Here is a 19,981-nt window from a genome sequence, read left to right on the forward strand (position 1 = left end):
ATTTTTCCGCATCTCAAAGCAGAGGAATCGCGCAGTTGAGAGAAGCAGATTATAATCACATATCTTTGGTATCTGCGCCATTTGGCGTTATACATATTTTTTAAGGAGCAAATATTATGAAAAAGAACATGTTAAGAGTCGCTGCAGGTGCTGCCATGGCTTCCATGCTGTTTTCCGCCTGCGGTTCCACATCCGCACCCAATGCAGGCACAAGTGCTGCTCAGACTGAAACGCAGACTTCCTCTGCGGCAGATGCATCAGCTACAAAGGCAAGCTCTGAGGATTCCAGTGCCTCATCTGCATCCGGCGATAAGACAGAAATCACATTCTGGCATAGCATGGGTGGTGTCAACGGACAGGCCCTTGATTATCTCATCAATAAATTTAATGAGGAGAATGATAAAAACATCCACGTAACCGCTGAATTCCAGGGTGAATACGACGACGCAATCAATAAGCTGAAGTCCGCGCAGATCGGAAACATGGGCGCAGATCTTGTACAGATCTATGATATCGGCACCCGTTTTATGATTGACTCCGGATGGGTGGTCCCAATGCAGGAGCTAATCGACGCTGATGGCTGGGATGTGTCAAAGCTCGAGCCAAATATCGCCGCGTATTATACCGTCGACAATAAACTGTACTCCATGCCATTTAACTCCTCCACACCGATCCTTTACTATAATAAAGATATGTTTGATAAAGCCGGTATCACCGAGATTCCGGACAGCCTCCCGGCAATTGGTAAGGTTGCAGACAAGCTTGTAAAGGATGGCGGGGCAGGGGAAGCGATCTCCCTTTCCATCTATGGCTGGTTCTTTGAGCAGTTCTGCTGCAAGCAGGGTCTTGCCTATGTGGATAATGGAAACGGCAGAGAAACAGCTGCCACCAAAGTTGCATTTGATTCCAACGGTGCCGCTGTAAACATCCTGAAGGCTTGGAAAGACCTCTATACTTCCGGTGCAGCTCCAATGGTAGGCCGTGGCGGCGATGCCGGACTTGTAGATTTCTCTTCCGGAAAGTCTGCAATGACGCTTGGATCCACCGCATCTCTCAAGCAGGTACTGGAGGATGTCAATGGCAAGTTTGAAGTTGGCACTGCATACTTCCCTAAGGTTTCCGATTCCGACAAGGGCGGTGTTTCCATCGGTGGTGCATCACTCTGGGCTCTGGATAATAAAGATGATGCCAAAAAGGCAGCAACCTGGGAGTTTGTGAAATTCCTGGTTTCTCCGGAATCTCAGGCATACTGGAATGCTCAGACCGGATACTTCCCTGTAACAACCGCTGCACATGATGAACAGGTATTTAAGGATAACCTTGCAAAGTATCCTCAGTTCGGTACTGCCATTGATCAGCTGCATGATTCCACACCGGAATCCGCTGGCGCACTCTTGAGTGTATTTCCGGAGGCTCGTCAGATCGTGGAAACCGAAATTGAAAACATGCTCAATAACGATGCCTCACCAGAGGATACCGCATCAAAGATGGCAGAGCAGATCAACTCCGCAATTTCTGACTATAACCTGGTCAATGGGTAACTGATTACAAAACTACCAGACACCCTTGCTTTACATGCCTTTTCCGGGATATCTTAAGCAAAGGTGTCTTTGGTTCATCTGCAATTTCCAAAAATAGAGAAAAAAATGAAACAGCAAAATCAAAATAACAATCGTGCATCTGATCATCCCTGCAGGATCTGGGGACATCGTGGTGCCTCACAATATGCACCGGAAAATACTCTGGAGGCATTTCAGCTTGCAGAGGAGCAGGGTGCAGACGGGATCGAGCTTGACGTTCAGCTTACAAAAGACGGAGAGGTCGTTGTCTGTCATGATGAAAAAATTGACCGGACCTCTGATGGAATGGGCTTTCTTAAAAATTATACGCTTGCGGAGCTCAAGTCTCTGCATTTTAATCGGACACATCCGGAATATACCACTGCCGTGATTCCGACGCTCCGGGAGGTCTATGAACTCGTCAAGCCGGGAAAGATGCTTGTCAACGTAGAACTTAAAACAGGTATATTCACCTATCCGGGCATCGAGGAAAAGGTGCTGCGGATCACACAGGAAATGGGCATGGAGGATCGCGTGATCTACTCCTCCTTTGGTCATCAGAGCCTGGTTCTTCTTCGTGAGCTTAGACCCGATGCTGTTACCGGGATGCTTTACGGTGATCGCCCGGTAAAGGTCATTTCGTATGCCAAGGACATCCTGAGAGTCAATGCCCTGCATCCTGCGATCTATCATCTGTCCGATGAATCTCTGGTAAAGGATGCACATGCGCATGGTCTCTCCGTACATGTCTGGACGGTTAACGAGCAGCCGGACATTGAGGAATGTCTCCGTCAGGGTGTGGATGCAATCATCACCAACCGGCCGGACTATGTCAGAAGTTTTTTAAAATAAATCCGTGAATGCAGATCCCTTAGAGGAGCTGCAAAATAGACAGAGGATTTTTTGAAAGCAGCATCAGACAGGAGCATTATGGCATCGGTTACATTAAAGCATATTGAAAAAATCTATCCGGCACAGGATAAACCTGACGGAACACAGAATCTCCGGATTTCCGAAGAGGGTGTACACGCTGTTGAGGATTTTAATCTTGAAATAAAAGATCAGGAGTTTATTGTACTGGTCGGTCCCTCCGGCTGCGGTAAATCCACGACACTCCGGATGATTGCCGGTCTTGAATCCATCAGCCGGGGAGATCTCTATATCGATGGCACACTCATGAATAACGTGCCTCCCAAGGAGCGGGATATTTCGATGGTTTTCCAGAATTACGCATTGTATCCACACATGACCGTGCAGGAGAATATGGAATTTCCTTTAAAACTTCGCAAGACTCCAAAGGAAGAAATCCGCAGGAGAGTGCAGGAAGCCGCAGAAATGCTGGAAATCAAGGATCTGTTAAAGCGGAAGCCGGGAGCTCTGTCCGGTGGGCAGCGACAGAGAGTTGCCATCGGACGTGCCATTGTCCGGCATCCCAAGGTGCTGCTTATGGATGAGCCACTGTCCAATCTGGATGCAAAGCTTCGGAATCAGATGCGGGCAGAAATCATTCAGCTGAGAAAACAGTTAAAGACCACCTTTATCTACGTTACCCATGATCAGACCGAAGCTATGACGCTGGGTGACCGGATTGTTATAATGAAGGATGGGGTGATCCAGCAGATCGGAACACCGGAGGAGGTTTACGATCATCCGACAAATCTTTTTGTTGCTGGCTTTATCGGCGTTCCTAAAATGAATTTCTTTAAAGGCACACTTCTTAAAACAGGGACGGAATATAAGGTCGAGATTGAAGATGTCATTTTTCCTCTGCCAAAGGACGCATGTAAAACACTTGTTTCCTCCGGAACCCTTGTGCAGGATGTGATCATCGGCGTCCGCCCGGAAAACATCTTGCTCATGCAAACGGAATCCCTTACACAGTCCGGAAGCACCGCAAAAGCGCAGCCTCTCCCTACACAGCCTGTGAATGCCGGGCTCCATGCGCTTCCCGGCACAGCCGATGTATCAGAGCTCATGGGCGCAACCGTACAGCTTCATTTCACTGCCTGTGACGGTGACCGTACGGCGGTGATCCCGGCGCTTCAGTGGGAGAGCATGCAGCTTCAGCCCGGGCAGCCCCTCGCGTTCAGCTTTCTGGGTAGCGATATTCACCTTTTTTCAGAAACAAGCGGGAAAAGCCTGTTGAGCGAGCCGGAGAAAGTCTAGGTTCCCGTAAGCCCTCTGTGTGCAGGATATGATAAAGTATCCTTTCTTATCTTATCTCAGAGCCGCAGCTCCCGGTCATGATTGTGGTATCATCGGTTTTATCTCAGGAGATTTAACGCACACAGAATGAGCGCGATAAACATGATGATGTTAATGACGCGTTCATGCCTACGGAAGATTCCCTGCAGATAGACTCCCGCAAACAGCCATACCAGGTTGCAGATCGGTCCTGTAAACGGCAGAAAGCAGCCTACCAATATAAGCTGCCGGAGGTTGTCCGTATAGGGCAGGACAAAAGTTCCGAGTGCAGTAATGCAGAAAAGGATGACCTTGACATTGGTGATCTGCACAAAAAAGCCTGTCAGAAAATTGCAGTTTTGTTTTGCATTTGCTTCACCGGTACCGGTGCTCCTCAGTATATGAACAGCCAGCCATAGGATATAGGCTATGCCGACATAAGAGAGATACCGAACCTTGGATCCAAGCGCAGCTCCCACAAAGAAATTCAGAAATACCGCAAACATGGCATCCGCAAAAAATCCGATAAAGATGCCGCTCCACTGACGTAATGCAGCATCCCTGCCATAGCGCAGCGCGGCATTAAGCGATGTGAGATTTGCCGGTCCCGGGGTAATGCCGTTTATGAAACAATAAAATAAAAAAGACGGAATAATGGATCCTGGCATGGCGACTCCTCTCTGTTGATATCGATGGCTGGATTTTTTGTCCTGTCGCTTACTTCTGAGGTCTTGTCTTGGCCTTGATACAGTTCCTGATGAGGCACTTAGCTTGATTCCGTCCTGCTTCACACAGGAATTTCGTATTTTGGTTTTCAGCCTTGATCTGGACCTGCGTGCATATTGATTAAATATACTACAGGAAGCTCCGATTGTGAAATAAATTGAACACATATCTCAAAGATCGATGAGGAATCTGTAAAATTTCAGAGAAAAGCAAGAACATTAAGAAATAACGGAAAATTCATAAGGAGTTCACATTCGCAGATTATGATAAGCGGGAAATAGATCAAGGAGGAAACAGATCATGATTAATTTCAATGCAAAAAAAGGCTTCATCTGCGATATGGATGGCGTCATCTATTATGGCAACAACATCCTTCCAGGTGTTAAGGAATTTATACACTGGCTTCAGGATACCAAAAAGGAATATCTTTTCCTTACCAATAACAGCAGCAGTACGCCGAAGGAGCTGAGCCAGAAGCTGAGCCGTATGGGACTGGATGTATCGGAAAACCATTTCTATACCAGTGCGCTTGCGACGGCAGCGTTTCTCAAGGATCAGGCGCCGGGATGCTCCGCCTACGTAATCGGTGAAGCGGGACTTTTTAACGCACTTTACAATGCGGGTATCACGATGAATGATGTCGACCCGGATTATGTCGTGGTAGGAGAGGGCAAGTCCTATTCGCTGGATGCGCTGACCAAGGCGACCAATCTGGTGCTGGCGGGCGCCAAGCTGATCGGTGCAAACTCCGATGTCTCCGGCCCGATTGAGCACGGTATTGCTCCGGCCTGCGGTGCGCTGATTGCGCCAATAGAAATTGCAACCGGTAAAAAGGCCTACTTCTGTGGTAAGCCTAATCCGCTGATGATGCGGACCGGGCTCAGGATTCTGAACTGTCATTCTGCAGAGGCAGTGATGGTTGGCGACCGTATGGATACGGATGTCATCACAGGTCTGGAAAGCGGTATGTCTACGGTGCTTGTGCTGTCCGGTATTTCAACTCAGGAAACGCTTAAGGAATATGCCTATCGTCCTAGTGTCGTACTGAACGGCGTTGGAGACATTCCAAGGCTTGCCAAAAAAGCGGCGCAGGAGAGCGTCAGCGGCGCAGCCAATGTGACAGTAACAAAGGTCACAGAAAAGTAAAGTACAGTAATTTGTACCCGAATGTCTGCCGCATTTTCGGGTACGTTTTTTATTATTTTCTGTATATGCCAAAAGGCTTTTTGCAGCCATCGCCATTAAGAGCTGGCTGCATGATGCTGGATGGCGAGCAAACTGTTCCACCATTTCTTGCTCCCAATTTCTGCTTGAAACGGATTGCCTCTTGAACCATCCTGCTGTTTTATGCCATAATTAGTTAAATATTATAACAAATTGTTTCTAGTGACAAATTACTCCCAGTATATAAAAATTTTAGTAGCAATAGCTTCCGGCATGGCCGATAACCGGGGAGCGCAGCAGGAAAGGGCAGGATAAACATATGCAGTACAACAGCATTTTGGCGGTCATTTTTGGGACCGCGGTTTTGGGTAGTTTTATCCAATCCGTTTCAGGATTTGGCTATGCCATCGTATTAATGTCCATTCTCCCTGTTTTTCTGAGCATTCAGACAGCTTCCGTGCTTGAGGTCGTTACATCCTCGGTTATGGTATGCGCTATTGCACTCAGGTACTGGAAAAATATTCGCTGGAGGCTTATTGTCTTACCGATGATAGCCAATGCGGTTTTCGGATATATCGGCATCTGCATCCAGTCCGCTGTTCCGGACGTAATGCTAAGAAAGATCCTCGGGATCTGCCTGATCATGCTTTCTTTCTGGATGATGAAAACGCGGCAGGCAGCAAAAGCAGGGAACTGGATCATGTCAGGTCTTGCAGCAGGAACGCTGAGTGGAATCATGGGCGGTCTCATGAGCATTGGCGGGCCGCCGATGGTACTGTATTGTCTCAGTGTTACGGATTCCAAGGAAGAGTACGCAGCAACACTGCAGATGTATTTCTTCTTATCCTCAATATATCTGCTGCTCACCCATATTTTTATGGGGCACCTTACATCACAGGTATGGATGTACTGTATAGCGGCGGTTCTCGGTCTTGGCATTGGAACAGTGGTGGGGCTAAAGGTGTTCCGGAAAATCCGGCAGGATGCCTTCCGAAAGGTGGTCTGCATATTTATGGTTCTTGCCGGTGTATATATGCTGTCACCACTTTGAAGGTTGCTTACGGATCGTAGCCTTCCGGTTATTCATTTTAATTGCAATCAGAGGCATTTTTGTATATAATCAGAATGTATGTTCTGTTATATATATTTTTTAAGTAGGCAATGGGAGAAATAATGGCGGATAAGTATACCGGAAACAAATCTTATATTGCAATTAATCTCAAGTCATTTTACGCATCCGTCGAATGTCACGAGCGAAATCTTGATCCACTAACAACCAATCTGGTGGTTGCAGATATTTCCCGCACGGAAAAAACGATCTGCCTCGCGGTATCGCCTTCACTAAAATCTTACGGCATTCCCGGCAGGGCACGGCTCTTTGAAGTGATGGAAAGAGTTCGCGAGGTGAATGCAGAAAGAAAACGGAAAAACCATGGTCATCCTTTTACCGGAAAGTCGGCGAACCAGACAGCGCTGGCAGCAGATCCTTCTCTTGCGGTTGATTTTATTGTCGCGACACCACAAATGGCACATTATATAAAGATCAGCACGGACATTTACCATATTTATCTTCAATGGATCGCACCGGAGGATATCCATGTGTATTCCATTGATGAGGTATTTATGGATGTTGCGCCTTATCTTAATACCTATGCCATGACACCGCATGAGCTTTGTGTCAGGATGATTCATGCTGTGATGGATGCAACCGGTATCACGGCGACGGCAGGCATCGGCACAAATTTATATCTTGCCAAAATTGCCATGGATATTGTCGCCAAACACATTCCGGCAGACCAGGATGGTGTACGGATTGCAGAGCTGGACGAAATGAGCTTCCGGCGGCTTTTATGGACGCATAGACCACTTACAGATTTCTGGAGAGTCGGCGGTGGTTACATAAAGAAGCTTAGTGCTTTAGGCTTATATACAATGGGCGATATTGCCAGATGCTCACTGCAGGACGAGGACATGCTCTATAAAGCCTTTGGTGTGAATGCAGAGCTTCTGATTGATCACGCATGGGGGTATGAGAGCTGTGGTCTTAAGGAGATCAAAGCCTATCGTCCGGAGGACAGAAGCCTTTGTTCCGGACAGGTACTGCATTGCCCTTACGATCGAGATAACGCTCGGCTCATTGTAAAGGAGATGACAGACGCACTTGTCCTTGACCTTGTTGATAAACGGCTGGTAACGGATCAGCTGGTGCTGGATATCGGCTATGATATAGAAAATCTTACAGATCCAAATCATCGAAAAAATTATCATGGTCCGGTGAAAAAAGATTGGTATGGAAGAATGATTCCAAAACCTGCACATGGTTCCGTCAATCTTCCTTTTAGCATGAGCTCGGGTCAGCAAATCATTACCGCAGTAACTTCTTTATTTGATAAAATTACAGATCCTGTCCTTACGATTCGACGTATAAACATCACTGCCTGTCATGTGAAACCGGAAGAAATAGTTTCTAAAAAAAAGAATACCTTTGGCAATCAAACCGGCACCTGGGAGCAATTGGATCTCTTTACCGATTACGACGCAGAGGAGAAAAAGCGGAATTCATTAGATCAATCAATAAAAAAAGAACGGAAAATGCAGGACGCGACACTGGAAATTAAAAAGAAATTCGGTCATAATGCAGTGCTGCGAGGCATGAATTTCCTGGAGGGTGCCACAATGCGGGAAAGGAATATGCAGATCGGAGGCCACAAGGCATGAAAATGAAACATAAGCAGGTCAGGATACATGGATAAGAAAAAGTACTGGCATAATGTCCTGGGTGTGACAAGCAAAGAGCTCAAAAATGCTGCCGATGAGGCAGTCAGACAGTACGGTGATATGATGGATCTGCCGCATCATGAGCCGGATCCGGTGAAACATCCGCGAATGTCATTGGAAGCACGTGCGGCTCAGTTTTCTCCCTTTGCTGCTCTCACCGGATATGAAGACGCCATTAAGGAAAGCGCCAGGTATACCAAAGAAAAATCGGAGCTTAGTGATACACGGAAAGCGGAGATTGATGCAGTATTACAGAATCTCATCGCACGCGAAAAGGAAAGTCCAACGGTACAGCTTACCTTTTTCAAAGAGGATTACGTAAAACACGGCGGTTCCTATTGCTCTTTTAAGGGAAATTTCCGAAAGGCTGATCTGATACGGAACGTATTGATTTTTATAGGCGGAAAAGAGATTCCCATTGATGATATCTATAATATAATTTTGGTCTGACGGAACCTGATTGGATAAATCACATTGCAGGTAAACCATCGTGAATGCTTTCCATGGCAGTTCAAATGATTAAAGAAGGATTGACATAGCTTTGTTTCTTACGATATGATTATTGCCATGTAAAAAAATCCTGGAGGAATGCCGTTTTTAGACATTTCTCTTACGGAGGGGCAAAACGGTATGACTCGAGAAGAAATCTTTCAGACGATATGGAAGGCGCAGGACAGAGCCTATGATCTTATGGCACAGTATGACTCGATTCCTCACAGATACAGTGAGGAGATCACACTGTACCAGGCAGAGGGAGTGCTTATAGATCTGATTGCGGAGCATAAGGATGTAACGATCACAGAGCTTGCGATCATATTAAATAAAACTCCGAGTGCCTGCTCCCAGCTCATCCGGAAGCTGCGCGCAAAGGGCATCGTCGAGCAGGTCAGAAATCAGAAAAATAACCGGGAGTATTATCTCACGCTTACGGAGTTTGGACAGAGTGTATACAAAAGTCATGTAGCCTTTACCGAGGACTGCCAGGAAAAAATGCGCAAACTGCTTGCTAAATACTCTGATGAAGAACTTGCAATCGCAGCTAAAGTACAGGAGTCCATCAATGCTGCCTATCTTGATGATGTCGAGAGTGGACAGCGTTTTTTTCCGATCCCGGGTTTTTACAAGAAGCAGAGTAGGTAAGCTTTGGTTAACGCCTCCTGTTCCTTCCGCGTTGCTATGAGTGACATAGGTTCTCTATGCTCCATGCCGCGATGGATAGACACATATCATTTTGAACTGTATAAGAGCTTTTTACCCTTAAGTCATACTTAAACATAAGTATCTTAATTATACAAATATGTACTTGCATTTTTAGGCTAACCGCTCTAAAATACAGGTAAATTAATCAAATCGAGAATATCAATTGCGCATACAATGATGGATACGTTTCAGATCCATATTGTGTGCGCTTTTTTGTTGCTGTAAGTGTAGAGCAGCAGGCCACTTGCTCCACGCAGAATACAGAAACGGGGATTCTCAGAAAGGAGCAATATGTGTTAAAAAATATGTATCAAAAAGGAAAGCGTTTTTTCGGTAATAAACACAATGGAAATTGTATTTACTTAAGAACAATTTTTATTTATAATACTTAATAGTTAAGTACATTAATATTTAAATACGTTAAACATTAATGTATGAATCGTGCACGTGATCGAATCATTTTGTCGTATTTTACAGTGTCTGGGCCTTGATGCAATGCGCAGGCGGAGAGTGCCCGAAAGGGGATTTTATGAACGAGGAAAAAGGCAAAAAGCTTAATATCCTGAATATCATTGGTCTCGGTCTAGGCGGAGCCATTGGTACAGGTATCTTTGTCCTGCTCGGAGCAGGTATCAAGTACACCGGCAGATCCATTATCTGGGTTGTCATCATTGGTTGTTTCTTTATGCTTCTTGCATACTGGTATAATCTTGCGATGCCAAGCATATTTGTCCTGAAGGGCGGAGATTACAGTATGAAAGCAATGCTGTTTAATCCTATAATGACCGGCGTAGGCGGATGGATGACGATCGTAAATGCTTTTGCAATGTCCAGCTATGCCATTGCCATCACAAGCTATCTGATGGTTGTATTTCCTAAAATTGAAGCATATCAGCAGTTATGTTCGTTTATCATCATTACGGTATTTTTCATTTCAACTATCAAAGGGTCCCGCTTCGTTACCATACTTGAAAATCTGGTAACAATCGTACTTATTGCCGCACTTGCATTATTTGTTTTATTTGGTATCCCTCATGTAAATCCTATAGAGTTCTTTAATCCGACTGCAGATGGCGGCTTTTTCCATGGCGGCTTTTCCGGATTTGTCAGTGCAATCGCCGTTATGGGCTGGGCTTGTCAGGGAACTACCATGGCTCCGGTGTCCATGGCTGCTGTAACAGAAAAGCCCAAGAGGACCATTCCTGTAGGTATCATCATTATCACCGCACTTCTTGCAGTGGTATATGGATTAATGGCATATGTTGCAGGCGGTGTTCTCCCGTATGAAAAGATTGCAGGTGCCAACTTGAGTGTGACTGCAGAGGCAATTTTCCCGAAATCACTGTATGCCTTCTTTGTAATCGGCGGCGGCATCGGAGCCATCGCTTCCTCGCTGCTCGGCGGACTTGCAATGTTCCGTTACCCGCTCATCCATATAGCTGAAGATGGATGGCTTCCTGCAGTATTTAAAAAAACAACCAAGAGTGGATATCCATATCTCACCTATCTGGTATTTTATCTTGTCAGCGTATTTCCGATTGTAACTGGTATGAGTCTGGATGCCGCAGTTTCTCTTGTTATGATTCCATCCATGCTGATGAATATGTATATGAATATTGCCTGCATGACGCTGCCAAAAACATATCCAAATCAATGGAATGATCGCTCCATTAAAATGGGCGTAGGTTTCTACAATGTCTGCTGTGTACTTGGCGCTTTCTGCGCAGGGGTAGTAGCATTTAACCTGTTTAAGGATCTCAATATGCAGAACGCAATCGTCTGCGTTATTATCCTTGTCGCTCTGGTTGGTCTGTCTCTCTGGAGACTTAAGATAGGTGCTGTAAATGTAGATTATCTTAAAGAGCAGAAAAAGAAAATTGTCGCAGAAGCTCTGCTGGATGATGTAGATTAATTTTACTGTAAGAACAATATTATATATACTATAAATATCTATCAAAAATAGGAGGAACTACTATGAAATACGATTTTGAAACTTTACTGGATCGTCGTGGGCATGATGCCATCGCAGTGGATGCGATTGGAAAAGATGCATTTAAGGGCTTTGCGCCTTCCACTCCCAAGGAGGGTTTTGATACAATCCCTATGTGGGTTGCAGATATGAATTTCCCGACTGCAAGATCGATTCAGGATGCCATCATCAAAAGAGCAGAGCATCCGGCATTTGGATATTTCACTCCATCGGATGAATATTTTGACGCAATCCTCTACTGGCATAAGCTGAGAAAGGGCGTGACCGACCTTAAGAGAGAGGACATCGGATATGAAAACGGAGTATTGGGCGGCGTGGTATCCGCGCTCAAGGTATTTGCAGCGCCAGGAGACAATGTTCTGCTTCACAGCCCGACGTATATGGGATTTACAAACTGCGTGACAAGCAACGGCTACCATATCATTCACAGTCCACTGACAATTGATGCCGAAGGCACCTGGCGGATGGATTATGAGGATATGGACCGGAAGATTAAGGAAAACCACATTCACGTTGCCATTTTCTGTAATCCTCACAACCCATGCGGACGTGTATGGACAAAGGATGAAATCGCGCAGGCGATGGAGGTCTATGAAAAGAACGATGTCTGGGTAATCGTGGATGAAATCTGGTCGGATCTCATGATGAATGGTCACAAATACACACCGGTGGCATCTGTCAGCGAATGGGCAAAGTACCATACCATTAACTTCTATGCTCCGTCCAAGACCTTTAACCTTGCCGGTCTGATCGGAAGCTACAGCGTCATCTACAACAAGCCGATCCGTGAGAGAGTACAGGGCATCAGCTCCAAGCTTGTGTATAATTCGATGAATGTTTTCTCCGAGCATGCGCTCATCGGCGCCTACAGTGCAGAGGGAGATAACTGGCTGAGTCAGCTGCTGCCGGTGCTCTCCGCCAATGTAAACTATGCATATGACTACATCAAGGAGCATTTTAAGGGTGTATATACCTTCCGGACCGAGGGTACTTACATGATGTTCCTGGACTGCGCAGAGTGGCTTAAGGAGCACAACATGGAGCAGAAAGATCTTCTTAAGAAAGGCTGGGACTATGGTATCGGCTGGCAGGATGGTCACCTCTTTGAAGGTCCGACCTGCATCCGTCTCAATCTTGCGTCCCCGACATCCAGGATCAAGGAAGCCTTTGACCGGATGGATAAATATGTTTTTAATGCATAATTTTGCAGGAGGTTTGATGTATGTCTCGTATTTCGGTTGGGGAGACCATGCCGAATTTTACATTTGATACAACAGAGCAATTAAATCAGCAGCTCTCAGAGGTTGTGAAAGCGGCTCCGAAGACAATGCTTCTGTTTCTCCGTTACTATGGATGTCCGATTTGTCAGTTCGATATACATGAAATTCAGACACATTTTGATAGAATTAAGGCAACTGGAGGGCAGCTTTATGTTGTCCTTCAGTCAGAACGGACGTCTCTTCTAGAGAAGCTTGAAGGAAATGCCCTGTCCTTCCCGATCATCTGCGATCCGGATCAGTCGATTTACAAGCTTTTGTCCATTGAACCAGCACCTTCCATGGAGAAAATGGGAGATGCCAGGACCATGGAGCTCATTCAGAAGGTTCACGCAGCCGGATACCAGCATGGCGAATATGAGGGTAATGAACTGCAGCTCCCGGCTTGCTTTGTAGTAGACAAAACAGGTAAGGCATTACATGCCCACTACGGTGTCAGCGCGGGAGATTTCCCGACGGTTGATGAGATGGTGGAGCTCCTGAGCTAAGTCATCGTGGCAAGACCGGTGGCAGATGCCCGGGATATATGAAGATACCCGGATATATAATAATCCGGAGAATCTCAAGTTATATAAAAGTTTTTCAATAGAGCAGATCCTCCCAGGTACATTTGATCAGGTACCTGGGAGGATCTGCTTTTAAATCTCTCGTACAGATGCAGCTCTTGTCTTGTATAATAGCAAAAAGGTCATTTGCAGATAAGCATATACAAACCTGCAAACGACCCTTTTTTTAAATACGTTATGTTTATTAACGGAGATGCAGGGATTTGAACCCTGGCGCCGCTTACACGGCCTAAAGCATTTCGAGTGCCTCCCCTTCAGCCTCTTGGGTACATCTCCATATAATTTTTAAAAGAAAAGGATGAAACCCTTACTTGATTTCATCCTTTTCAAGTGCCGGTGACCGGGGTCGAACCGGTACGGTCCTTTCGAACCTCAGGATTTTAAGTCCTGTGCGTCTGCCAATTCCGCCACACCGGCAACAGAATTATAATATCTGAAATTTTACGGATTGTCAATTATTTTCACGTGTCAGATCATTGCTCCATAGTTGGAAAGTCATCCGATCGAGGTCTAAATCACTCCTCCCGGATGATTCATCCCCGTGCAGATGAAACTTGAGTGGGGGATGCCTTCCTCCCCTCCGGATAAGTTGCGCCTCTCTACTCTTTACGATATAATAAATCAACTGTATCAAAAGCAAACCGGTACCTGCATCACAGCGGGATGGAGAGTAAAATGATTTATAAGATATATCACGATCGTATCGTACTCGCGGACGACGACGATCTCGCATTGGCGGAGGTGGATTTTCCGGCGATTGAAGGAGCGGATCATACCGTGGAAATCACACACACTGTAGTGGATGAGAGCCTGCAGGGACAGGGCATCGCAGGGAAGCTCATGCTGAAGCTGACAGAGTACCTGCGCAAAAACCATCTGACAGCTATTCCCAGCTGTTCCTATGCAGTCAAATGGTTTCAAAAACACCCGGAAGCCTCCGACGTTCTGTCGCCGGACTATATGCCCGAGCTTGAGGATATGCCTGCCGCACCTAGACCAGAGCAGACAGGAAGCCCCGCCGGAGGGCAAGGTCAGGATCCCTACGTCCATCATCCGGACCCCGCATCCGTTCCTTATCCTGGTGCTTATGCCCCGGCGCCCAGACTGCGCCGCACGGCTCCGGAATACACTCCTGCGTATAAGGAAGCAGAGAGCGGCATGCCCCGTAATGTTGCCGGAACCGTCATGGGCGTAATCACACGAGGTCTGCAGCTGCTTTGCGCCTTTTTCCTCGCGCTGATTTTTATCATCTATACCTATGCCGTGCTCCTGAACCTTGAAACGTTGGGGCAATGGGAGACGATGGTATATGATAAAAATATTGCAGAAATGACCTTCTGCGGAATTTCCGGAGGAATCCTCCTGATCTTCTTCATTGAATTTTTCTGGATGCTCACCCGCAAAAAGGTCTGGGATGAGGATGGCAGCTATCGAATCGACAGTGGCAGAGGCATCACTGCATTTGTGCTGGTGCTGTTTTTCTATCTCCTGGCTCTTGTTGCGGATGCCTTTGTAACCGGAGATGGTATGGTCCTGAGCGGGATCCTTACTGCCGCAGAAACCTATCTTGCAAATGGCATAATCATTCGCACTCTCGGCATCGCAGGTCTTATCCTGTCCATCATCCGCAAGGTGATCGGGCACTGACGCAAGCTGCTCGCTTACAAAGTTTTTATCGCCCAAATACAATACCGGCTCCAGGGCTGGCATTTAAGAAAGGATTAACAGGAAGGATTTCACTGATTTATGCATTTTTCATTTTGGACTAGTTTTAACAAACACATGAAGAAAATTAAGACAACAGAACGCGAAGAAAAACTGCTAACGCAACTAACTAAAGGAGATCGCAAAATCCAGAAGAAACGAGGATTTAAAAGTCTGACTGCATTCGCAGCTGTCATCTGCTTGGTGGGAGTGCTTGCCGGCTGCGGTGTCAGTCTGAGCCGCTATCAGAACCAGTTCCTGGACGTTTTTGATACCGTATCCATAATTATAGGATACAGCAAAAATGAAGACAGCTTCCAGAAAACGTATTCGGATGCGCACGATCTCCTGCTGGACTGCCACCGTCTGTATGATATCTATAATAATTATGACGGCATGAACAACTTAAAAACCGTCAACGACAATGCCGGAATCGCGCCTGTCAAGGTGGATCAGAAGATCATTGACCTTGTAAAATTTGGCAAGGAGGTCTATGAGATCACCGATGGCAAGGTGAATATTGCCGGTGGTGCAGTACTAAGCGTCTGGCATGATAAGCGGGAAGCCGGGATCAGTGATCCGGAGCATGCAGAACTGCCTAAGGACGAGGAGCTCAAGCAGGCGGCGAAGCACACGGACATCAACAACATCGTCATTGATGAGGCAAACTCTACCGTTTATCTTTCGGATCCGGATATGAGTCTGGATGTGGGCGGTATCGCCAAGGGCTACTCTGCGGAGCTTGCGGCAAAGCAGATCATGGCAGAGGGAAACCAGAGCTTCTGTGTTAATCTTGGCGGGAATGTGCGCACCATCGGCACCCGCGCGGACGGCAAGAAATGGGTGATTCCAATTGAAAATCCAGACTACCGGGATGGAGACACAAACGCGGAGCAGTACGCCGTAGTCACAAATCTGGACGGGAAATCACTGGTCACAAGTGGAGACTATGAGAGATACTATACGGTAAATGGCGTGAGATACTCCCATCTGATCGATCCGGACACGCTGTACCCCGGCACATATCATAGAAGTGTTTCCATCCTGACCTCGGACTCCGGGCTCGCGGATGCTTTATCCACAGGATTGTTTCTCATGTCGGTGGAAGATGGCAAGGCATGTCTTTCCAAGCTGAATGCTGACCGACCGCAGGATGACCAGATTGAAGCCTGCTGGATTGATGCCGACGGTACCATGACCTATACAGACGGATTTAAGAATTATATAGAGAAATAAGAACTTCCGCATGCGGATCGGCTGTCGGTTTTGTCGATCCGTATGTTATCCGTATGTTGTTAAAAAGGCAATGAAATAAATCGCAAAATTAATTTCAAAAAGTTGTTGACAAAAATCTCGGGATTTTGTATTATACATGAGTCGTCAGAAACAAGGCGAGACAAAAACAAGAAGCAAGACTTAGGGCTATCGCCAAACGGTAAGGCAACGGACTCTGACTCCGTCATTTCGTGGTTCGAATCCACGTAGCCCTGCTAAATAAGACCCGACGCTTTGAGAATTCAAGGTGCCGGGTCTTATATTATGTATCGCCCGTCAGCCCCAAAATTAATAAGTCGTAATTATATAAGAATCTCTTGCAGTTATCCTCTTGGTGGAGTAAAGTCTAAGAAAAAGGGGGGCAAACCATGAAAAACTTTTTTAAAGAATTTAAAGAATTTGCAATTAAAGGCAATATGATCGATCTGGCTGTCGGCATGATCATTGGTTCTGCATTCACTGCTCTCGTAAAGGCCTTTGTAGACGAAATTGTTATGCCTCTTCTTTCTCTGATTACCGGAAAGATCGACTTCAACAACATGTTTATCCCTCTGGCTGGTCAGACAACCAAGGTGTATTCTGAAGCCGTTGCCGAGGGCGCAGTACTGGGCTATGGTGCATTCATCACAGGTGTCATCAATTTCCTGATTATGGCGCTGGTCGTATTTATTTTTGTGAAGCAGATGAACCGGCTTCGGAAACCTGCAGCAACTCCGGAGACAGCACCAACTGAGAAGGAATGTCCGTACTGCAAGACCATGATCCCGATTGCCGCAACGAGATGTCCGCATTGTACTTCAAAGCTTGCCGGCTTTAAGGAGGAGACGACAGCAGAGGCCTGATGGCGCTGTCGGATCTCCCCATGTGACATAAGCCGGATTTAAAAAGATTTTACCGGAATGAACGAAATTACATTAAGCACAAAAGAACGTAGCAGGATAAGTGAAAGAGCAGGTTTTGTAGGCATATTATGCAACCTGCTTCTTTTTGTATCCAAGCTTCTTGTAGGGCTCCTGGCAAACTCCGTGTCCATCATGGCAGATGCCTTTAACAACCTTTCCGATGCCGGAAGCGCTGTCATTTCCATCGTCGGATCCAAAATGGCGGCAAAGCAGGCCGATGCCAACCATCCGTTCGGGCACGGGAGGATTGAATACATCGCTGCATTCATCATCGCCTTCCTGGTAGTCGAGGTCGGTATTACCGCCTTCCGAAATGCAGTAGGCCGGATCCTGCACCCGGAGGAGCTTGTGTTTTCGCGGATTACCGCCGGCATCCTCATTGCATCTATCCTGATCAAGTGCTTCATGGCGTGGTACTATAAGCAGGTTGCGCATCGCATTGATTCCAAGGTCTATGAGGCATCCGCGTCTGATTCCCTGCAGGATACCATTACAACTACGGCGACGCTTGTGTCTCTTTTGATTTACCGTTTTTCAGGTCGTAACCTGGATGCGATCATCGGACTGATGGTATCCATCATAGTTATCTACAACGGCATTGGCATTGTACGTGAAACTCTGCGTCCTCTGATCGGAGGCTCCATTGATCCGGCGCTTTATGAGCGAGTTATATCGTTTGTAAAAAAATACCGGGGCATTTATGGAGCCCACGACCTGGTGGTACATAATTACGGTCCGAGTCAATCCATGGCATCGATCCATGCCGAGGTAGATGGAGGCATGACCGTCCGGGAAGCACACGAAATCATCGATCAGATCGAGCGGGACGCATATCAGCAGCTCGGCATTGAGCTTGTGATCCATATGGATCCGGTGGATCATGACGAGGCGTCGAAGTACTATGAGAACTTCCTTTTAAAGACGGCAGCGGAAATCGATCCGGCGATCAGCATTCACGACTTCCAGCTAGGACGGGATCCCGACGACTCCGACGGTATGCATCTCCGCATGTCCTTTGATATGGTGACCCCCTGGTCCCGGAGTGAAGCAGAGGATGAGCAGCTGCGAATGTCTCTAACCGAAAAAATCCGCAAAAAGAATCCCGGGATCCGCCTGGTGATTCATCTGGATAAGCCGTATGTACAGGAACGCACTTAGATAAGGAGATCTCATGTATCAATGTAACAGCCGGGTACGATACTCGGAAACCGATGAGCTCGGCAATATCCGGCTCACTGCACTTGTAAATTACCTGCAGGACTGCTCCACATTTCATTCGATGGATGCAGGACTCCCTATATCAAGGCTTAAGGAAATGCACCGCACCTGGCTTCTGAGCTACTGGGATATTTACATCGACCGCATGCCCCGCCTCGGCGAGCAAATCCTGATTGGTACCAGTCCCTATGGCTTCCGGGGTGTGCTCGCCAGTAGAAATTTCTGGATTCGCACGGAGAGCGGCGAGGATTTACTGCGCGCTGACAGTGTCTGGTTCTGTTTTGACACAGAGCGCAGGAGACCTGTCAAAGCTCCGGAGGAAATGATTCTCCCCTTTGGCGTGCAGGAGAATCTTCTGAAGCTTCCGGTAAGCAGCCGCAAAATCGATGTGCCTGCAGATTTGATTGCAGCCGAACCGGTCCTGATACAGCCGCATCACATCGACAGCAACCATCATGTAAACAATGCCCAGTATATTGAAATTGCGGATGAGGCACTGACATCCGCAGTAAAGGGCAGCAAACGATTTACCTCCGGCAGAGTCCGGGTAGAATACAGAACCGCAGCGGTCCTTGGTGACACCATGATCCCGCTGTATGGCAGCACCGCAGACGGGCAGGGTGTTATTGTCAGTCTGCAAAACCCAGGCGGCGAGGTCTACTGCAATGTAGAATTTCGCTGAGAAAGAGGAACATATGATTCAGTTAGGTAAAACTCAGAAATTACGCATTGCAAGAGAGAAGGACTTCGGCGTTTATCTGGAGGATGCAGAGGGCAATTCCGTGCTCCTGCCTAAGAAGCAGGTACCAAAGGGCAAGCAGATTGGGGACGAGATTTCTGTATTTGTCTATAAGGACTCCCGGGACCGGATGATCTCTACAACTCGCAAGCCAATCATGGAGGTAGGAGACATTGCCAGGGTGATCGTGACAGATGTTAACGACATTGGTGCCTTTGTGAGTATAGGTCTTGAGAAGGATGTCCTGATTCCACACCATGAAATGCGCTATGAGCCTAAAAAGGGCGAGAGTGTAGAGGTGTATCTTTACGAGGATAAATCCCACCGGCTTGCGGCTACCATGTATACCAAAAAGCACGAGGACGCAAAGCATATCGAGGGCAGCGAGATCCGCACCTATCACTACGAACAAGACGCCGACCGTGTGCTCGGGATCCTCCGGGAGAAATTTGACGGTCATGTACCGTACACCGATAAGACCGTAGAGCCGGAGCAGATCCTTCAGGACTTTGGTATCTCCAAGGCAGCCTTTAAGAGATCTATCGGTAAGCTTCTGAAAGATGGGAAAATAAAAATTACAAAAGCATCTATTTTTTATATATATTAACAATATCAAAGACACATTGCTTTATTTTTCATAAATTCCATGAAACATTTTCGGAGAGTTGTGCTGTAGTGTAATTACCCTTGTACATGTAT

At 46.7% G+C, this 19,981-nt stretch carries 18 protein-coding genes and 3 tRNA genes; 18 read left to right on the top strand and 3 right to left on the bottom strand.

Features of this window, described 5'->3' with window-relative positions; translation table 11 throughout:
- Positions 1–116: 116 nt before the first annotated feature.
- The 3 genes from ACTNEN_RS05855 (at position 117) to ACTNEN_RS05865 (ending at position 3,725) form a co-directional block, all read left to right on the top strand.
- A complete protein-coding gene (locus ACTNEN_RS05855; RefSeq protein ID WP_441205114.1) occupies positions 117–1,541 on the top strand; it encodes an ABC transporter substrate-binding protein in 1,425 nt (474 codons plus the stop codon).
- Positions 1,542–1,646: 105 nt separating this feature from the next.
- Positions 1,647–2,411, top strand: coding sequence for a glycerophosphodiester phosphodiesterase (locus ACTNEN_RS05860; protein WP_441205115.1), 765 nt, complete (start codon positions 1,647–1,649; stop codon positions 2,409–2,411).
- Positions 2,412–2,489: 78 nt separating this feature from the next.
- Positions 2,490–3,725 carry an ABC transporter ATP-binding protein gene (locus tag ACTNEN_RS05865; RefSeq protein WP_441205116.1) on the top strand — a complete coding sequence of 412 codons (1,236 nt, stop codon included), beginning with the start codon at positions 2,490–2,492 and terminating at the stop codon, positions 3,723–3,725.
- 98 nt (positions 3,726–3,823) lie between these two features.
- On the opposite strand, the gene ACTNEN_RS05870 is transcribed toward ACTNEN_RS05865, so the two are convergent.
- Positions 3,824–4,411, bottom strand: coding sequence for a LysE family transporter (locus tag ACTNEN_RS05870; protein ID WP_441205117.1), 588 nt, complete (start codon positions 4,409–4,411; stop codon positions 3,824–3,826).
- Positions 4,412–4,769: 358 nt separating this feature from the next.
- Between ACTNEN_RS05870 and ACTNEN_RS05875 the strand changes: the two genes are divergently transcribed.
- The 8 genes from ACTNEN_RS05875 to ACTNEN_RS05910 all read left to right on the top strand — a co-directional run bounded on the left by ACTNEN_RS05875 (position 4,770) and on the right by ACTNEN_RS05910 (position 13,366).
- Positions 4,770–5,615: an HAD-IIA family hydrolase gene (locus ACTNEN_RS05875; RefSeq protein WP_441205118.1), complete on the top strand. Its 846-nt coding sequence runs from the start codon at positions 4,770–4,772 to the stop codon at positions 5,613–5,615.
- A gap of 337 nt (positions 5,616–5,952) precedes the next feature.
- Positions 5,953–6,684 carry a sulfite exporter TauE/SafE family protein gene (locus tag ACTNEN_RS05880; protein ID WP_441205119.1) on the top strand — a complete coding sequence of 244 codons (732 nt, stop codon included), beginning with the start codon at positions 5,953–5,955 and terminating at the stop codon, positions 6,682–6,684.
- A gap of 122 nt (positions 6,685–6,806) precedes the next feature.
- A complete protein-coding gene (locus ACTNEN_RS05885) occupies positions 6,807–8,351 on the top strand; it encodes a Y-family DNA polymerase (RefSeq protein ID WP_441205120.1) in 1,545 nt (514 codons plus the stop codon).
- 27 nt (positions 8,352–8,378) lie between these two features.
- On the top strand, positions 8,379–8,861 hold the full coding sequence (locus ACTNEN_RS05890; RefSeq protein WP_441205121.1) for a hypothetical protein: 483 nt from the start codon (positions 8,379–8,381) through the stop codon (positions 8,859–8,861).
- A gap of 180 nt (positions 8,862–9,041) precedes the next feature.
- Positions 9,042–9,551 (top strand): MarR family winged helix-turn-helix transcriptional regulator, encoded by a 510-nt coding sequence (locus tag ACTNEN_RS05895; protein WP_441205122.1) that lies wholly within the window; start codon positions 9,042–9,044, stop codon positions 9,549–9,551.
- 589 nt (positions 9,552–10,140) lie between these two features.
- Positions 10,141–11,523 carry an APC family permease gene (locus ACTNEN_RS05900; RefSeq protein WP_441205123.1) on the top strand — a complete coding sequence of 461 codons (1,383 nt, stop codon included), beginning with the start codon at positions 10,141–10,143 and terminating at the stop codon, positions 11,521–11,523.
- Positions 11,524–11,585: 62 nt separating this feature from the next.
- Entirely contained in the window at positions 11,586–12,803 is a 1,218-nt protein-coding gene (locus tag ACTNEN_RS05905; protein WP_441205124.1) for a MalY/PatB family protein, read from the top strand.
- A 20-nt stretch (positions 12,804–12,823) separates the two neighbouring features.
- The gene (locus ACTNEN_RS05910) at positions 12,824–13,366 is read left to right on the top strand and encodes a peroxiredoxin-like family protein (RefSeq protein WP_441205125.1); all 543 of its coding nucleotides are present in this window, start codon (positions 12,824–12,826) and stop codon (positions 13,364–13,366) included.
- Positions 13,367–13,632: 266 nt separating this feature from the next.
- Here ACTNEN_RS05910 and ACTNEN_RS05915 read toward each other — a convergent pair.
- Positions 13,633–13,720: transfer RNA gene (locus tag ACTNEN_RS05915), tRNA-Ser, on the bottom strand.
- A gap of 55 nt (positions 13,721–13,775) precedes the next feature.
- Positions 13,776–13,861, bottom strand: a tRNA-Leu gene (locus tag ACTNEN_RS05920).
- Between the two features lie 258 nt (positions 13,862–14,119).
- Here ACTNEN_RS05920 and ACTNEN_RS05925 point away from each other — a divergent pair.
- From ACTNEN_RS05925 to ACTNEN_RS05955, 7 genes are all read left to right on the top strand, one after another.
- On the top strand, positions 14,120–15,091 hold the full coding sequence (locus ACTNEN_RS05925) for a GNAT family N-acetyltransferase (RefSeq protein ID WP_441205126.1): 972 nt from the start codon (positions 14,120–14,122) through the stop codon (positions 15,089–15,091).
- Between the two features lie 135 nt (positions 15,092–15,226).
- Entirely contained in the window at positions 15,227–16,384 is a 1,158-nt protein-coding gene (locus tag ACTNEN_RS05930; protein ID WP_441205127.1) for an FAD:protein FMN transferase, read from the top strand.
- A 182-nt stretch (positions 16,385–16,566) separates the two neighbouring features.
- Positions 16,567–16,638, top strand: a tRNA-Gln gene (locus tag ACTNEN_RS05935).
- Between the two features lie 153 nt (positions 16,639–16,791).
- Positions 16,792–17,265 (top strand): large conductance mechanosensitive channel protein MscL, encoded by a 474-nt coding sequence (gene mscL / locus ACTNEN_RS05940; protein ID WP_441205128.1) that lies wholly within the window; start codon positions 16,792–16,794, stop codon positions 17,263–17,265.
- Between the two features lie 57 nt (positions 17,266–17,322).
- Positions 17,323–18,483: a cation diffusion facilitator family transporter gene (locus ACTNEN_RS05945; RefSeq protein WP_441205129.1), complete on the top strand. Its 1,161-nt coding sequence runs from the start codon at positions 17,323–17,325 to the stop codon at positions 18,481–18,483.
- A 13-nt stretch (positions 18,484–18,496) separates the two neighbouring features.
- The gene (locus ACTNEN_RS05950) at positions 18,497–19,225 is read left to right on the top strand and encodes an acyl-[acyl-carrier-protein] thioesterase (protein WP_441205130.1); all 729 of its coding nucleotides are present in this window, start codon (positions 18,497–18,499) and stop codon (positions 19,223–19,225) included.
- Between the two features lie 13 nt (positions 19,226–19,238).
- Complete coding sequence (locus ACTNEN_RS05955) at positions 19,239–19,889, top strand: S1-like domain-containing RNA-binding protein (RefSeq protein ID WP_441205131.1); 651 nt, start codon at positions 19,239–19,241, stop codon at positions 19,887–19,889.
- Positions 19,890–19,981 lie beyond the last annotated feature (92 nt).

Origin of the sequence: Oribacterium sp. HCP28S3_H8 (assembly GCF_052064775.1) — a bacterium.
Taxonomy (GTDB): domain Bacteria; phylum Bacillota; class Clostridia; order Lachnospirales; family Lachnospiraceae; genus Oribacterium.

Coding starts and splice junctions, on each gene's coding strand:
- ACTNEN_RS05930 (WP_441205127.1), top strand. CDS start 15,227: ATGAAGAAAATTAAGACAACAGAACGCGAAGAAAAACTGCTAACGCAA.
- ACTNEN_RS05870 (WP_441205117.1), bottom strand. CDS start 4,411: ATGCCAGGATCCATTATTCCGTCTTTTTTATTTTATTGTTTCATAAAC.
- ACTNEN_RS05885 (WP_441205120.1), top strand. CDS start 6,807: ATGGCGGATAAGTATACCGGAAACAAATCTTATATTGCAATTAATCTC.
- ACTNEN_RS05860 (WP_441205115.1), top strand. CDS start 1,647: ATGAAACAGCAAAATCAAAATAACAATCGTGCATCTGATCATCCCTGC.
- ACTNEN_RS05880 (WP_441205119.1), top strand. CDS start 5,953: ATGCAGTACAACAGCATTTTGGCGGTCATTTTTGGGACCGCGGTTTTG.
- ACTNEN_RS05955 (WP_441205131.1), top strand. CDS start 19,239: ATGATTCAGTTAGGTAAAACTCAGAAATTACGCATTGCAAGAGAGAAG.
- ACTNEN_RS05945 (WP_441205129.1), top strand. CDS start 17,323: ATGAACGAAATTACATTAAGCACAAAAGAACGTAGCAGGATAAGTGAA.
- ACTNEN_RS05900 (WP_441205123.1), top strand. CDS start 10,141: ATGAACGAGGAAAAAGGCAAAAAGCTTAATATCCTGAATATCATTGGT.
- ACTNEN_RS05875 (WP_441205118.1), top strand. CDS start 4,770: ATGATTAATTTCAATGCAAAAAAAGGCTTCATCTGCGATATGGATGGC.
- ACTNEN_RS05890 (WP_441205121.1), top strand. CDS start 8,379: ATGGATAAGAAAAAGTACTGGCATAATGTCCTGGGTGTGACAAGCAAA.
- ACTNEN_RS05855 (WP_441205114.1), top strand. CDS start 117: ATGAAAAAGAACATGTTAAGAGTCGCTGCAGGTGCTGCCATGGCTTCC.
- ACTNEN_RS05925 (WP_441205126.1), top strand. CDS start 14,120: ATGATTTATAAGATATATCACGATCGTATCGTACTCGCGGACGACGAC.
- ACTNEN_RS05865 (WP_441205116.1), top strand. CDS start 2,490: ATGGCATCGGTTACATTAAAGCATATTGAAAAAATCTATCCGGCACAG.
- ACTNEN_RS05950 (WP_441205130.1), top strand. CDS start 18,497: ATGTATCAATGTAACAGCCGGGTACGATACTCGGAAACCGATGAGCTC.
- ACTNEN_RS05895 (WP_441205122.1), top strand. CDS start 9,042: ATGACTCGAGAAGAAATCTTTCAGACGATATGGAAGGCGCAGGACAGA.
- mscL (WP_441205128.1), top strand. CDS start 16,792: ATGAAAAACTTTTTTAAAGAATTTAAAGAATTTGCAATTAAAGGCAAT.
- ACTNEN_RS05905 (WP_441205124.1), top strand. CDS start 11,586: ATGAAATACGATTTTGAAACTTTACTGGATCGTCGTGGGCATGATGCC.
- ACTNEN_RS05910 (WP_441205125.1), top strand. CDS start 12,824: ATGTCTCGTATTTCGGTTGGGGAGACCATGCCGAATTTTACATTTGAT.